We start from the raw sequence: 15,443 nt of genomic DNA, 5'->3' as shown, positions 1-15,443 counted from the left end.
TAATTCATTAAGCGTATGTTTTCGCCGCTTCTTCGCCGTTAGCCACACGCAGTGTGCCTAGTACAAGTGCTTCTAGTTCAACTTCACCTGGGAACTTAGTTACCGGAGCAATGAACTCAACGCGCTTAGTGATTTCAGCTGTGATGTATTTGCTGTAAGCGATACCACCTGTTAGCAGGATTCCATCAACTTTCTCACCACCGAATACCGCGCCCATTGCCGCGATTTGCTTAGACACTTGGTAAGCCATTGCATCAGTGACTAGTTTGAACTCAGCGTCGCCTGCTTCCGCTTTCTCTTCGATTTCACGCATATCAATGCTACCTGTGTAGCTAAAGGCGCCGCCTTTACCTTGGATGAATGCTTTCATCTCAGCATGCGTGTACTCACCGCTGAAGCAGATGTCAATTAGCTCACGAGTTGGCAGATCACCAGAGCGCTCAGGAGTGAAAGGGCCTTCAGAAACCGCGTCGTTTACGTCAACAGTACGACCGCCCATGTGAGCACCAACTGTGATACCGCCACCCATGTGACACACGATAACGTTCACGTCTTCGTATTTCTTACCTTGCTGTTCAGCAAACTGACGAGCGATCGCTTTCTGGTTAAGCGCATGGAAACGACCTTTGCGTTTAATGGCTTTGTGACCAGAGAAAGCCGCTAGCTCAGATAACTCATAAGTCACTGGTGCGTCAGTGAAGAACGCTTCAATACCGTTCTCGTCTGCAATCTCTTTACCGATGATGCCTGCGAGGCTTGCTGGGTGTTGAATTTGTGCTTCAAGGAGATCAGCGATGACTGCATCGTCAACTTTGTAAGTACCACCAGCGATTGGCTTAAGAACACCGCCACGACATGCAATAGCACCTAGTTCAGACGCTTTAACACCAGCTTCTTCTAGTGCCGCTAGGATCGCTTCTTTACGGAATGCTTTCTGGTGAGCAACAACCGCGCCAAACGGTGCCAACTCTTCAGCACTGTGACGTAGTGTTTTCTCGAACAGCTCAGTAGTGCCTTCGAAAACACCGATTTTTGTAGAGGTAGAGCCAGGGTTGATAGCTAGAATTTTCATCACTTATAAACCTAATTTAGTTATTGCTATTTATGATTAAGCAGACGCTTCTGCGGCTGTTTTCTGTTGGCTCATTGCAGCAACAGAACAAGCAAGCGCGATAGAGACTGTCTTCTCTGCTTCGCCGTCAGCGCGAGACACAAGAACAACAGGAATACGAGCACCAAGTAGAACACCCGCCATGCTAAATCCAGCCATGTACTGAAGTGCTTTCGCAAACACGTTGCCTACTTCGATGTTTGGAACCATTAGGATATCGGCGTTGCCCGCTACTGGAGACTCATAACCTTTTAGGTTTGCAGCGTACTGAGATACCGCGATATCTAGAGAGATAGGACCAGAAACGATACAACCTTCGATTTCACCGTTTTGGTTCATTTTTTGAAGCTCTGCCGCGTCCATCGTCGCTGGCATCTTGTCGTATGGCTTCTCTTTCGCACATAGATTAGCGACTTTAGGCTCTTCGATACCTACAGAGTGCGCTAGGCTCACAGCGTTTTTGATGATGCCCGCTTTTTGCTCAAGCGTAGGCATGATGTTCATCGCTGCGTCAGTAAATACGTGGAAGCTGTCGCCACCTTCTTTGAATAGAACGCCAGCATGGCTAAGTACATTACCAGTACGAAGGCCGTGTTCTTTCTTTAGGACTTCTTTAAGTAGAACAGAAGTGTCAATAAGACCCTTCATTAGTAGGTCGCCTTTACCTTCTGCAATAGCTGAAACTGATGCGGTTGCAATTTCTTCAAGACCGTCGGCTTCGATGATCTCAAAGTTGGCTAGGTCAACATTTGCTTTCGCCGCTGCTTCGTTAATTAACGCGCGCTCACCAACAAGAATGACGTCTGCCATGCCTTCTTGGAATGCATTGTTTGCTGCATCAAGCGTTGCATCATCGTGCGCTGCCGCAACAACCATACGTTGCTTCTTGCCGAACTTTTTAGCTTGCTGAATAAAGAAATCTTTATTGTACATAGGGGCGATACCTTTTAATTAAGAAGAAGGAAACAACCTTCTTTTTATCTTCGATAAATATTCATCAAAGGGAGTAATCAATTATTGTGGAGCAATAAATTGAGACTATTTTTAACCCTTTCAAAGGATGGAATTAATCTATCTCAGGTATCGTCGAAATAAACTTCACTCAGAGTCAGTTTTTTTGACCGTTTTACGGTAACAATGATTTGACGATGAATAATTAAAACAATGAAGTATCAACCAGGGCTATAACTGGCGATCTTCATCACAAAAACAACTTATATTTTCGCGTAGAAAAATAGACTTTTTACTGTCCTAGCCTTAGGTAACACTACAAAGTAACCGAGTAATTTACTTTAGAGCGAATAGGTAACAATTACTGGTTCTTGCCTTTATTAGTGGAATTTATGGATTGTCACGCTCTAATAACCACTTCAACACCAAAGTCAGAAAGCCACATTCATTCACCAGAGGAATGATTTTGCTTCCTGATGCAAGTTGTTATTTTTCGCTAGCGTAAGTTTTTTTGACGCTGAGTGATGTGCTTGGGGACAACGTCCAAGAATATACTCAACAGCAACAAATCAATACCGCATTCGAGCCTTTGTAGAGTCCAAAACTCAGTAAATAAATCGAATGTAACTTCATGATAATCATTGACTAAATAGTAAGGGTCGAAGATGACAATTCAAAACCGCTTAGAAGAAAGTGTAAACAACCTTAGCGTTGTTCTTGAAGAACAAAAACAACTACTTGCAGAGCACAAAGCTAACCAAAACTACGCTGAGCGTCTAAACAACCTATTGACTCCAACTGACGAGTTAACCACACAGGGCGACGATCTATTGATTGGTGGTTGTAAAGCGACTGACCTTATTGAGCAATACGGCAGCCCGCTATTCGTTCTAAGCGAAGACACACTGCGTGGTAACTTACGCCGTGTGAAAAACGCCTTCGGGAACTACTGGCCAAAACCTGTAAACGTTATGTTTGCTATCAAATCGAACACAAACTTTGCGGTTCGCGCTATCTGTAATGAGGAAGGTGTTGGTGGCGACTGTTTCGGTCCCGGTGAAGTTGAAGCGACTCACATTGCGGGCGCTGATCCAAAAACTATCGCACTAAACGGTACAGTGAAGCCTGAGCTTGCCATCCGCAAAGCCATTGAATACGGCTACGCTATCCACCTAGATTCTTACGAAGAGATCGAGATTGTTGAGCGTATCGCTCGTGAAGTGAAGCCTGCTGAGAAAGTACGTATCGCGGTACGCCTAAAAGTCATCCCTGAAGATTTCTTCAACGACTTCGAACCAGACGCCTACCCGTTCCCTAACTTTATCGGTGCGATGAAGTGGATTAAATTCGGTCTACTTAAAGAAGAAGCGAAAAAAATCATCAACCGCGTTAAAGAAATCGATATCTTCGAATTCTACGGCTTCCATACTCACCTAGGTCGCTTCTCTAAGCAGCCTGAAGGTTGGGATGCGCTATACCGTGAGTATGCACGTAACGTAATCGAGATCTCTCGTGAATGTGGTGTACAACCTTTCCAAGTGGACCTAGGTGGTGGTTGGCCTCGTGAACGTGAGCCAGAGTGTCGTAGCAAAGAGCACATGATGAACTCCAACACTATCGAAGATTACGCAAAAATCGTCTGTGAAGGTATGCTAGAAGAGTTCACTAAAGAAGGCTTCGAAGTTCCACAATTATGGCTAGAACCTGGCCGTTACATTGCAGGTAACATTGGTACTCTACTGACATCTGTATACGTCGTAAAGGACGACCAAGAGATGGATTACACTTACACTATGGTTGATGCATCAACCTATCTAGCAACGCTAGTAGAGTCTCAAGAGTCGAAGAACCCTGTACTACCAGCAAACAAGATGACACAACCTCTTGTTAAGGAAACAACAGAAATTGCGGGTCCAATCTGTATTCCTTCAATCTGGGAAAGCGCTGCAACAATGCCTGCATTAGAGCCAAAAGACGTGCTAGCAATTATGGATGTGGGTCACTACGCTGAATCTCAAGCGAGTCAATTTAACTCACTGCCACGTCCAGCAACCGTGCTTGTTAAAGATGGTCAAGCTGAACTCATTAAGCGTGCAGAAACAGTTGAGGACGTATTCGCTACTCAAATCCTTCCAGAACGTTTTAAGAAGGCCAAAGCAGAAATCGCTAAAAAGAAAACCGCTAAAGCGTAAGCTTTAACGTATCAGGAATAGAAACCTCTCAATTGTCATATGAGCTGTTCTATTTAAAAGGCTTAGCTTATTGCTAAGCCTTTTTATTATCTAAACTTCCCGTCTACTAATTACATAAACCTACATTACTTCTCTATTGGTTAGGTTTTCCATTAATTATACCAGCTGTTTCCATCCGATCATTTAATAGAACCTACTTTAATCCAACTTAATATCACATAGATAGAGCCAATACCTGGCATTGAAAGTAATTTATATAAATTAACATTTCAAAAACATCATAGTTAACAAATAAACAAAGCTATTTGCAATTAATTATCGATACTATTTTAGGAAAATGATATTGAGACATAGAGCAATATATAATACTACTTTGTACCTATTTAAGGTATATCCAAAAGGAGTATCTCTAGCTAACTTAAGTAACAGTTATCAAGTAAATGACTATCATCCTATTAGGTGTTTTTTTGTTAATAATATTTTTAACAAAAGATTTTTTATTAATTTTAATAATTCACTTCTTGAAAACTTATCAGTGTGATTGCAGCCACGATGGCTGAAATATTAATTAGAAGGATGCGGGTTGAAATTTTATCTTCTTTCGATTGAACGAGGGAAGCTAAATGGGAAACGCAGATTGATTATGCTAAAAAAAATATGTAATAAACTGGGTATTGAGCTTTGGTTCTCCGCTCACCTTGCCTATGGCTTTGTTCAGCTTGTGTTTATCCCTATCGTAATGCCTGCGTTTGTCGCAGAGCGAACCGGCAGTTTTGCCAATGCAGGCTTAGCGATGGGCTTCTTCGGTGTAGCGGGTCTTGCAGCTCCTATTATTGGCTTATTAGCAGACAAATATAAAGCACATCGATTAGCTCAGTTTTTAGGCATGGTGGCGTATATGATTGCCGGTTTCTGCTACATCGCTTCAGGCAGTGACTTTACGATGATGGCGATTGGCTCTATTTTCTTTGGTCTAGGTTCTGCAACATTATTAATGTTAAACCCCGTCTTTATCGCTTTCGCCGGTTATGACAATAAAACGGAAGCTCTCAAACTGGGTCGAATGGCACAAGCCGCTATTATAGGTACTTTGATTGGCGGTGGCGTGTTAGCAGCTTTAACCGATGGAGGGTTTGGCTATGAAACAAGCTTTTACACTATGATGGGCACCGTCGCTGTTTTAGCCTTGATCACCTTTATGACTAATAAACAGGCTGGTCAGCGAGTACTTGATACCGCAAAAGCTCGCGAAGAGGCCGCTAAAGTTGAGTCTCAACAAAAAGTGAATCTGTTGAGTGTGCTGTTTTCTAAATTCGGTCTATTCCTTTTTGCTGTCGCAGCATTATGCGCAGGTCAAGGCGCGTTTCAAGCTCAATTCCCAAACTTAATGAAAAATGCGTTCTCGGTATCTGAAGCAATATCCGCCACCAGCCTATCAATTTCAGCAGTGCTTGGGTTAATCGTCGTCGTTATGGCCGAGCGCTTCTCAGCTAAATTTGGTCCAGCAGCACTATTTAGACTGTGTACGGTAGCGTCCATTGTGGTTGTTGCAGCACTTTACTTTATTGCTGAGTTCCAACTCATACCAACCATTATTTTCCCAGTTGCGTTAGTCATCATTTATTTACAAGGTATTACTGTGACAGACATGTGCTCTCCAGCCGTCGCTTCCCGCTTAACAAGAGTTGGCGCAGGTTATACGCAAGGGCTTATGATGTTCTTCATTTCCATCGGTTTTGCAACTGGCAGCGCGATCAGCGGCTTTACTGTCGAATCGTTTAGTTGGAGCGCATTACCCGTCGCCATTGGTGTACTAACAACAGTTGCTTTTGTATGTATTTGGGCCGTCACTCGTGACAACAAAGAAGCAAAACACCAAACCTCGACAAAACATGCTTAGCAAATTTGGCGATTTTTGACTAAAAAAAGCCTCCATAACAGGAGGCTTTTCTAATTGAATCAATGCTTAAAGAAGCTTACGCGCAGCCTCTACAACCACTTTGATAGAGCGAGTTTCCGCTTGCTTCAACGTATCATGGTCAGGCGTTTCTTTCTGAGTACGGTTGATGATAACACCCGCAACACAGCCAGCTTTTAGACCAGAACTTGCGCACATAGTCAGTAGCGTTGCCGACTCCATTTCGAAGTTCAGTACGCCCATTTGTTGCCACTCTTCCATAGAACCTTGGAAACGACGAACAACACGGCCTGAGAAGGTGTCGTAGCGCTCTTGGCCAGGGTAGAAAGTGTCACTTGATGCCGTTACACCAGTATGAACCGTAGAACCCGCTTCAATTGCTGCTTCTTTCATTGCCGTTGCTACATCGAAATCGGCTACCGCAGGGAATTCCATAGGAGCAAAATGCAAGCTTGCACCATCTAGACGAACAGAACCAGTGGTGACAATCATGTCGCCAACGTTTACGTCAGATTGAATCGCACCGGTCGTACCAACACGCAAGAAAGTGCGAACGCCCAATTGAGCCAGTTCTTCAACAGCAATAGAAGTTGATGGACCACCAATACCTGTCGAACAAACAACAACCGTCTTACCGTCTAGTTTTGCACGGTATACTGTGTATTCACGTTGACTAGCCAAAAACTCTGGCTCATCCATTAACTCAGCGATCTTTTGAACTCGAGCTGGGTCACCTGGAATAATCGCTAGTGTAGCGCCTTGTAGATCTTCTTTATTTACTCCGAGATGGAAAACAGCTTGGGACATGGGGGACTCCTTTTGTCTCTTGGATATGTGGTAAAGCTTATAAGATCACGCCAAACATAAACGTACACAGATCACACTTTACTAATGTAACAGCATCAACATTTCAAATAAAAACGGTTTGCATCACACTTTATTGTCATATCGGTCTATAAATTACACGAATAACTCTTTGCTGTTCACAAAAAAACCGCCCTACAGAGGGGCGGTTTATTGATGGAATTATTTATAAATACAGCGAAGCTGAGTACTACATTCAATCAAATTTAGATTTATGACGCAGTAATCTCAGTGCGTTGAGGGTCACGATGGCGGTAGCGCCACTATCTGCCAAGACAGCAACCCATAACCCTGTAATACCTAAAAGACTAGTGACTAAGAATACGCCTTTTAAACCCAATGCTAACGTAACATTTTGCTTAATGTTACTGAGTGTTGCTCTTGAGAGTTCGATCATCACAGGAAGCTCACTCAAGCGGTTATGAGTCAAAGCTGCATCAGCCGTTTCCAGCGCAACATCAGTCCCCCCACCCATAGCAATACCAATATTGGCCGCTTTCATCGCAGGTGCATCGTTGATGCCATCGCCGACCATAGCGACACGACGACCTTGAGCTAACTCATTTACAAAGGTGACTTTATCTGCGGGCAACAAGCTTGCTTTATAATCCATACCCAGAGGCGTTGCTATCGCATGTGCGCTTCGCTCATTATCACCTGTCAACATGATGGTATCGATACCGAGTTTAGCGAGTTTTTCCACCGCTTCTGCGGTATCCGCTCTAACTTCATCCTGCCATGCAATGATACCTTTCACCGTGTTTTCTGTTGCCAGTACCACCACCGTTTTACCGCCATTTTCCAGCTCAACTACTTTATCCATCACCTCATCAGCAATGTCAAAAGTCACTTTAGATGGTGCGCTTAATATCCACTTACTACCATCAACAATACCTTCGATACCAACACCAACCAGCGCTTTTTTCTCTTGGGCTTCTGGAATAGTAATGCCACGCTGCTCTACGTGCTTAATCAATGACGTTGCTAAAGGGTGATTTGAACCTTGTTCAATCGCGCCAGATAGCGCCAATACTTGCTCAGTATCCAAATCTGCTGTCACTACTACGTCAGTAACATGAGGTTTGCCTAACGTCAGTGTACCCGTTTTATCAAATGCAATAGCTTGAACGTTGCCTAACTGCTCTAACGCTGCTCCGCCTTTAATCAGTGCACCACGTCTTGTTGCCGCGGCAAGACCTGACGTAATCGCTGCTGGTGTTGAAATCACAAGCGCACAAGGACAAGCGATTAGCAGTAACGCTAAACCACGATACACCCAGGTTTCCCATGGCTGTGCAAACATAAGAGGCGGCGTGATAATTACTAGTAGCGATACCAACATCATTAATGGTGTGTACCAACGACTGAATTTGTCCAAGAATCGCTCGATTGGTGCTTTTCTCGATTCCGCTTCTTCTATGAGGTGGAGAATGCGGTCAATGGCGTTTTCACCTTGTTTGGACGTAACCGTGAGTCGCACAACTTTGTCTGCAAGGACCGCACCCGCCATAACGGTCTCACCGATATGGCGTTCGACAGGGAGCGATTCGCCTGTCAATGCACTTTCATCAAAGCTGGCGTTAGCATCCAATAACGAACCGTCGGCTGGCATACGATCACCAGGTGCAACTTCGATAATGTCACCGGGCACAAGTGCCGATGCACTCTTGGTTTGACGCACACCATCTACAATCACTGTAGCTTCTTCTGGAACCAAGGACATTAACGCTTGGACACCACTGCGCGCTCTAGAAGCAGCAAACGCTTCCAATCGCTCACCGATAAGAAACAGTAACAGAACCATTGCAGCTTCTACCGTTTCACCGAGATACAGAGCACCAATCGCCGCCACACTCATTAGTGTTTCAATGGCAAAAGGAGTACCAGATTTGGCAAGTTTCAATGCCTTTGAGGCAATAGGGATAAGACCAAGAATACATGTAAGCGTGAATAGCCATTCGCTTAACTGCGGCAAGCTGCCTTTAAACGCAGCAGCGATCGCCATACCGGTAGAGATAGCAAGGATATGAAAGTTGTCTTTTAAGGTTTTTTTCCAGCCTGTTAGTTGGTCTTGCGGCGCTCCATTGGTACTGCCATCTAGAGCGTTCAGAGTAAAGCCAGCATCAACAACGGCTGCTTCAACTTGAGTAAATAACGCAGCATCATTAACTCGAACCACCAACTTTTCAGTGGCAAACAGAACTTTAGAACTCACCACACCAGCTAACTTATTGGTTGCTGATTCCACTTTTCTGGCGCATGCAGGACAGTCCATCCCGACAACTTTCCAAGATTTTAATAGTCCAGAATCAGATTCACTTTTCCCACCCGAGGCGGCAGGTTCATCAGGTTCTGACGCACAGCAACTGCTCTCTGAGTCGCAACAATCCGCAGATTGCTCGCTAGAAATGGCCGTTACTTGTGCGATTTTTGGCGCGTTGCACGCATCACCCGCGGGACGAATAGCGTTGATAGATTGTGAGCTGCACGCTTTATGTTTTGTACACATGGGATTCTCCTTTGCTTATCCTACATCCCAAGTGTAAACCTTGGAGCTAGCTCCAAGGTCAAGAAGAATTTTACCCTGATAGTGTTGGCGACTCTAACTGCTCCTCAACTTTCGACACATCATTAATCATAACCGGATCTGTTGTACTGAATGGTTGAGAGTTAACACAAACCAAACTTGGGTCTTCTTCTGTACTTTGACATTCGCCAGTCTTACGCAGTTCAGAGATATGGAATTTAAGAACAATGTAACCTAACACCCCAAACACGATATTACCCACCGCTTGTCCATACAAGACGCCCAACGCACCAAACCATAATGAGCCTAAGTACACAAATGGCAAAGTACCTAAAGTCGCCTTACTCAGATTAAGTGCGGTAGAATACAGTGGCTTACCCAAATTATTGAACGACGTATTCGCAACAAACAGCACACCATTAAACACAAAGGTAATCGCTACATAAGTCGCAAATGCCGCCACGATCAGCGCTGCATCACCGGTTAACGAGAACATGTTAATAATCGGCTGTTGGAGAAGATACAATAAAGCGCAAACCACTAATGTGTAGATGGTCGTCACGATGAGTGAGTTCTTTAGCGTTTCCTCCACACGATCAATTCTTACCGCTCCATAGTTTTGCCCCACGATAGGCCCAACAGCCCCCGACAGCGCAAAGATAAAGGCAAAACAAACTGGCGTCAGACGACCTATTACCGCAAACCCAGCAACAAAATCCTCACCATACTGGGCAATAGCAGTGGTCACAATAGCATTACCAATAGGCGTTGCGGTATTAGTAATAATGGCAGGAATAGCGATCGCCAACATCACTCTGGCATCATTAATGACATTCGAATATGTAGGTTTGGCTAGTAATTTGTGAACACGTAATAACGGTGCAAACGAGAAATAGAACACAGCAAATCGGGCGACCACCGAAGCGGCGGCGGCCCCTTCCACATTCCAGTTAAAACCGAAAATGAAAATAGGATCCAATATAGCGTTAACGATCCCACCCGCAAGCGTTGCCCACATCGACCGTTTCGCATCACCCGCAGCTCGCAAACCTGCACCACTAGCCATACCTAAAGCAATCAGAGGCGTACTCGGTAATAAGATCCAAAGGTAGGCTTCTGCCCTCTCGTGTGCTCTCCCTTCTGCACCGATAGCCGTCAGCAGTTCTGGAATGTAGGCACACATTATTGCCGTTACAATCGCGCTAATGATAAATGCTATGACAAGAACACTAGAGCCTATCTGCCTTGCATAATCTACGTTCTTAGCTCCAATCGCTTTGGACATTAATGCACCCATAGCGATGGAAGTTCCTATAGAAACGGAGGTTGCAAAAAAGGTTAACGTACCAGCGAACCCAACCGCAGCAGCCAGTTCGGCTTGCCCCAACATACTGATGAACAGCATATCGAGTAAATCGACAATGAATATCGCCATGATTCCGACAGTTGAGGTTCCTGACATCACCAGGATATGCCTCATGGTTGATCCTTCAACGAATTTAGCCGATTGGTCCGCCATATCAGTCCTTTTATTTACATGCAACAAACAATAAAGGGCGCCGAAGCGCCCATAGGGGAATATTGTTTAGTTTACACAGGATGTTTGAAGCACGCTTCAATATTTTTGCCGATGGCTCGAAGTACATCGCGGCGAGTAATCGTCCCTACCAATCTTCCATTGTCGATAACAGGATAGACTTTCGGTTTACCGACCTTCATCATATCTGCGAGTTCAATGATGGACGTTTCAGGTGTCACTGACAGCACCTCTTGATGCATACAATCTCCAACAGTATGCGTGTCTTGACAGTGATAGCTAACTTTAACCAACTTGTCGAGCAAGTCTTGTTCCGAAATAAAGCCAATAACTTGTTCACGTTCATTAATAACTGGACCACCAAGGTGGTTAGATTGCATGACTTTATCAAGCGCAGCACTCAATGACATGTCTTGTGTAAAGGTCACCGTTCTTTGAGTCATGTAGTCTTTAACTTTTAGCGATTCCATGGCGATCTCCTTCAGCCCCAATAACTTAATCTTGATAAGTTTATTGTTGTCCAAATTTTCAATATTGCTAAATGGGATTCTACGATTCTTGTAATAGACATTACCTATCAATCCATGATGTTAAGTAAGAATTGTTTGTCCCGTTTAAATTAAGCGTAAGACGAATTTTCTTGTTTTGCCTATCTTATTGTTAAGATTTTTGTAACAATCGGTCGCCTTATTGTCTGTTAACTCAATGCACTGAGTCATTTTCATGCTAAAAAAACTTCTCAATTCTCTTGCGAATGCGGTCGAATTTCGCTCTCGCATTTGGGTAGTCCATGTTTCCGAGTCCATACTCAAAGACCAGTCATATGTGGTCAATGAAGATCAGTTCTCGTCTCCGTTGTCTTGGATGAAAGGCAAAGGCTACGATCAAGAGATGCTGAGTAAAGTCGAGAGCATGAAGCGCTCACAAATCTTAGTGTTTGAACTTGGTCGCACTAAACACCAGCTTATGCGCGTCAAATAAACAGCTATTGAATCATTAATAGCATCAACTCGATGGCGGCCAATAATGCAAGCAATGCTGTCGCTCCCTTCCAAAAGAGCAATGGGTGCTTTTTAATGAGCGGGCTCGTCTCATATTGTTTCATTAACGCTTTATTCGGCTGGCTCAAATCCAATAAGAACTCTCCCAACGCTTGATGACGATGTTGCGGATTGTGATGACAAGCCTTCTTTAAGGCCATATCCAACCATAGCGGGAGTTCAGGATTGGTGATTTGAATACTCTGATACTTCCACTGTTGATGGCGTGCACTGTCGACACTACGTGCAATCGCCGCTTTATAGGGAAGCGTGCCAGACAGCATTTCATACGTCATTACCGCAACAGAAAATAAATCGGATACGGTTGTCGCTTCGTTGCCATTCAAATACTCAGGGGCAATATAATTCGCCGCGCCTTTAGGCATTTGAGCACATTGTTCTTGTCTTGCTTCATCTAAGCCCTTTACCGAAACAGACCCCAAATCAATCAAGGTCACTTGCAGCGACTCTGATATCATCACATTTTCCGGCTTTAAGTCGCGATGTACCATATCTAACCGTTGCAACACTCGCACCGCTTTTACTATCTCAGAAACAATACTCCTCACAGAGTCTAAGCTCGGCGTCGGATTATCAAGCATCCACTGCCTCAACGTGATCCCTTCTATCGGCTCACATAGTAAGTAGAGAAAGGGAGAATTAGCAGGTCGTGGATAAGTACGCATGATTCGATGGCTATTCACATGCGTTCCCACCCAATACTCATTACTTATGTCGAGTAGAGCCTGTTTATCTTCCACATGCAGTAAAGAAGGCGCTTTGAGAATATACTTCTGATCCGTCTGTTCCTGCCTCACCTCATAAACATGGCTTCGAGTTCCAGCATGAAGTACTTTTGTCACCGTGTAACTATCAATTCTGTTGTTCACTTTAAGCGGGGGTGGCACCACTTGGTTAAGTGATTGTTGTTGAAACTCATGCAATGTTAGGTTGGGAACATGATCGATAGAAACCAATAAGCTGGTGACATTGTCTTGGCTACCATTTTCTATGGCAAGATCCGTCAATGCTTGGCTTCGTGTCTCAAAGCCTTGGAGGTGATTTTGGATAACGTTGACCAACTGTTTCTCAGTGATGAAATCATGTACCCCGTCGGTTGAGAGCAAGAAAAGATCGCCAGTTTCGACGGCTACGGTCTGAAAATCGACCTCCAATTTGCTATCCATGCCTAAAGCGCGAGTTAGGTACGCCGCTTTACCGATGTTGGTCCGCTGATGATCTCTGGTTAACAAACGGAGTTTGCCTTGTCTAAGCAAATAGATTCGGCTATCACCCACATGAAATAGATACGCCGTATTGGATTTGACGACAACGGCACTAAAGGTGGTAACCAGTCCATTATGCTTCAGCGGTTGCTTTAGACTCTGTTCATATAGCCAAGTATTCAATGACGTCAATACCTGAATGGCCGAACGCCGAACGCTCCAACTTTCTGGCGTTGCATAATAATCGGCGACAAACTGCATCACACTGGTGTGACTGGCTTTCTGCCCGTGTTCACTGCAACTCACACCATCGGCAATGCAAGCAAGCATACCCTTGGTTTCCAACTCACTTTGTAGTCCTGGCTCTCGAACTACAAACGCATCTTGGTTTTCGCTTCGAGTACCAGCAGAAGACACGCCGCCGTATGATGTCGTCAGCGTTTGTGGATGGTTAAGCGGTAATCCCATAATCATTCCCTAATTAAACCTTCGGAGAACAAAAGCTCTGTGCAAGCAGAGCTTTTGAACGAGTGAGCACGCTAAGTGCTCACTCCCCGATTACCATTAATGAGATACGTTGATTAACGTTACGCTACCATCTTCGTTTACCTCTGCTATTTGACCACTGGGTTCTTCCATAAACATCAAAGTTGCGAAACCAAGAACCGCTGTACCCGCGATAACATAGAAGAAGGTTTGATAGTCAACAAACGACAGAACCGTCAAGTAAACCACAGCACCGACATTTCCGTAAGCGCCTGTCATTCCAGCGATTTGACCTGTCATGCGGCGCTTGATTAATGGCACTGTCGCAAACACCGCCCCCTCACCTGCTTGAACAAAGAATGAACAAACCATGGCTGCGCATACTGCAAGCCACAACGGCCACTCACTGTTGACCTGGCCCATCATAAAATAACCCACAGCCAAACCTGCTGTTAGAATTAACAATGTCGATTTACGACCAAATTTATCTGAGATCCAACCGCCACCAGGACGCGACATTAAGTTCATAAAGGCATAAGCTGAAGCCACCATACCTGCTAAAACAGGCGTCAGTTCAAACGTTTCAGAGAAGAACAGAGGTAACATCGAGACCACCGCCAACTCCGAGCCGAACGTGGCAAAATACAACACGTTCAAAACCGCTACTTGCTTAAACTTATATTGATGCATCTCCGGAACTGGCTTAGAGAAGATAGATTTGTTGACCTTCCATACTTGAGAAACTTCGTATCCGTATAGGACTACTAAGCCCACATAGAAGGTGTTAACCACTGTGTCACTCAACATACCAATATTCGATGGCGCAAGTTTCCAAGCGAGTAGCGCAAGTGCAGCATACATAGGGATCTTCATGATCAACAGGAAGAAAAAGTCCCCTTTCGATGTCACTTCCATCGCAGCTAAATGTTTAGGTTTAAAGTAAGTCGATCCTTTTGGCGTATCTTGAACGTTACGATAAAAAATGACTGAGAACACCAAGCTCATTAGGCCCGTCACACCAACGGCATAGCGCCATCCGTCGTCACCACCAAACATCAGAGCCAAGGTTGGTAAAGTGAAAGCCGCCGCCGCTGAGCCAAAGTTGCCCCAACCACCATAAATACCTTCCGCAGTACCCAGTTCATCATGTGGGAACCACTCAGATACTAAACGAATACCAATAACAAACCCTGCACCAATAAAACCTAATAGGAAACGAGCGATAGCCGCTTGAATAAATGAATCTGACAACGCAAAAACAAAACATGGAATAGAACATATTGCCAACAATGCGGAGTAGACCAGACGTGGACCATATTTGTCGGTCAACATACCAATGATTACCCTCGCTGGTATCGTCAGCGCCACGTTGAGGATAAGTAAGGTTTTGATCTCTTGTGTTGATAAGCCCAATGACGTTTTTACCATTTGAAGTAATGGTGCAAAGTTAAACCAAACCACAAAGGTAATAAAAAAGGCCATCCAGCTTAAGTGCAGTGTTTTCATCTTCCCAGAAAACGAAAACAAATTAAATTTAGTGCTTTCCATAACAAATTCCTTTTACTGATCAATTTGTTGATCAAGTTTCCTT

General features: G+C 44.4%; 11 protein-coding genes. 3 read left to right on the top strand and 8 right to left on the bottom strand.

Features of this window, described 5'->3' with window-relative positions:
* Positions 1-7: 7 nt before the first annotated feature.
* On the bottom strand, positions 8-1,072 hold the full coding sequence (buk, locus tag L2W36_RS04260) for a butyrate kinase (RefSeq protein WP_006072974.1): 1,065 nt from the start codon (positions 1,070-1,072) through the stop codon (positions 8-10).
* A 36-nt stretch (positions 1,073-1,108) separates the two neighbouring features.
* Complete coding sequence (locus L2W36_RS04255; RefSeq protein ID WP_236109415.1) at positions 1,109-2,044, bottom strand: bifunctional enoyl-CoA hydratase/phosphate acetyltransferase; 936 nt, start codon at positions 2,042-2,044, stop codon at positions 1,109-1,111.
* Positions 2,045-2,727: 683 nt separating this feature from the next.
* On the opposite strand from L2W36_RS04255, the gene L2W36_RS04250 reads away from it, so the two are divergent.
* Complete coding sequence (locus L2W36_RS04250; protein WP_236109414.1) at positions 2,728-4,254, top strand: diaminopimelate decarboxylase family protein; 1,527 nt, start codon at positions 2,728-2,730, stop codon at positions 4,252-4,254.
* A 643-nt stretch (positions 4,255-4,897) separates the two neighbouring features.
* Entirely contained in the window at positions 4,898-6,154 is a 1,257-nt protein-coding gene (locus tag L2W36_RS04245; protein WP_236109413.1) for an MFS transporter, read from the top strand.
* Positions 6,155-6,220: 66 nt separating this feature from the next.
* On the opposite strand, the gene udp is transcribed toward L2W36_RS04245, so the two are convergent.
* From udp to L2W36_RS04225, 4 genes are all read right to left on the bottom strand, one after another.
* Positions 6,221-6,979 carry a uridine phosphorylase gene (gene udp / locus L2W36_RS04240; RefSeq protein ID WP_006072970.1) on the bottom strand — a complete coding sequence of 253 codons (759 nt, stop codon included), beginning with the start codon at positions 6,977-6,979 and terminating at the stop codon, positions 6,221-6,223.
* 253 nt (positions 6,980-7,232) lie between these two features.
* The gene (locus tag L2W36_RS04235) at positions 7,233-9,545 is read right to left on the bottom strand and encodes a zinc/cadmium/mercury/lead-transporting ATPase (RefSeq protein WP_006072969.1); all 2,313 of its coding nucleotides are present in this window, start codon (positions 9,543-9,545) and stop codon (positions 7,233-7,235) included.
* Between the two features lie 70 nt (positions 9,546-9,615).
* Positions 9,616-11,082: an MATE family efflux transporter gene (locus L2W36_RS04230; protein ID WP_236109412.1), complete on the bottom strand. Its 1,467-nt coding sequence runs from the start codon at positions 11,080-11,082 to the stop codon at positions 9,616-9,618.
* Between the two features lie 71 nt (positions 11,083-11,153).
* Positions 11,154-11,570, bottom strand: coding sequence for a CBS domain-containing protein (locus tag L2W36_RS04225; RefSeq protein ID WP_006072967.1), 417 nt, complete (start codon positions 11,568-11,570; stop codon positions 11,154-11,156).
* A gap of 253 nt (positions 11,571-11,823) precedes the next feature.
* Here L2W36_RS04225 and L2W36_RS04220 point away from each other — a divergent pair, with 253 nt between their 5' ends.
* On the top strand, positions 11,824-12,081 hold the full coding sequence (locus L2W36_RS04220; RefSeq protein WP_006072966.1) for a hypothetical protein: 258 nt from the start codon (positions 11,824-11,826) through the stop codon (positions 12,079-12,081).
* A 4-nt stretch (positions 12,082-12,085) separates the two neighbouring features.
* Here the strand turns inward: L2W36_RS04220 and L2W36_RS04215 are convergent, their stop codons facing one another.
* Together L2W36_RS04215 and L2W36_RS04210 are read right to left on the bottom strand one after the other, a co-directional pair.
* Entirely contained in the window at positions 12,086-13,834 is a 1,749-nt protein-coding gene (locus tag L2W36_RS04215) for a bifunctional protein-serine/threonine kinase/phosphatase (RefSeq protein WP_031494726.1), read from the bottom strand.
* Between the two features lie 96 nt (positions 13,835-13,930).
* Complete coding sequence (locus L2W36_RS04210) at positions 13,931-15,400, bottom strand: NarK family nitrate/nitrite MFS transporter (protein ID WP_124939997.1); 1,470 nt, start codon at positions 15,398-15,400, stop codon at positions 13,931-13,933.
* Between the last annotated feature and the right edge of the window lie 43 nt (positions 15,401-15,443).

This window comes from Vibrio sp. McD22-P3 (genome assembly GCF_021568915.1).
GTDB classification, from domain to species: domain Bacteria; phylum Pseudomonadota; class Gammaproteobacteria; order Enterobacterales; family Vibrionaceae; genus Vibrio; species Vibrio mediterranei.
This window is presented reverse-complemented; position numbering and strand designations above follow the sequence as displayed.

Bases quoted from the DNA above. Each gene is read 5' to 3' on its own strand.
- buk (WP_006072974.1), bottom strand. From the start codon at position 1,072: ATGAAAATTCTAGCTATCAACCCTGGCTCTACCTCTACAAAAATCGGT.
- L2W36_RS04255 (WP_236109415.1), bottom strand. From the start codon at position 2,044: ATGTACAATAAAGATTTCTTTATTCAGCAAGCTAAAAAGTTCGGCAAG.
- L2W36_RS04250 (WP_236109414.1), top strand. From the start codon at position 2,728: ATGACAATTCAAAACCGCTTAGAAGAAAGTGTAAACAACCTTAGCGTT.
- L2W36_RS04245 (WP_236109413.1), top strand. From the start codon at position 4,898: ATGCTAAAAAAAATATGTAATAAACTGGGTATTGAGCTTTGGTTCTCC.
- udp (WP_006072970.1), bottom strand. From the start codon at position 6,979: ATGTCCCAAGCTGTTTTCCATCTCGGAGTAAATAAAGAAGATCTACAA.
- L2W36_RS04235 (WP_006072969.1), bottom strand. From the start codon at position 9,545: ATGTGTACAAAACATAAAGCGTGCAGCTCACAATCTATCAACGCTATT.
- L2W36_RS04230 (WP_236109412.1), bottom strand. From the start codon at position 11,082: ATGGCGGACCAATCGGCTAAATTCGTTGAAGGATCAACCATGAGGCAT.
- L2W36_RS04225 (WP_006072967.1), bottom strand. From the start codon at position 11,570: ATGGAATCGCTAAAAGTTAAAGACTACATGACTCAAAGAACGGTGACC.
- L2W36_RS04220 (WP_006072966.1), top strand. From the start codon at position 11,824: ATGCTAAAAAAACTTCTCAATTCTCTTGCGAATGCGGTCGAATTTCGC.
- L2W36_RS04215 (WP_031494726.1), bottom strand. From the start codon at position 13,834: ATGGGATTACCGCTTAACCATCCACAAACGCTGACGACATCATACGGC.
- L2W36_RS04210 (WP_124939997.1), bottom strand. From the start codon at position 15,400: ATGGAAAGCACTAAATTTAATTTGTTTTCGTTTTCTGGGAAGATGAAA.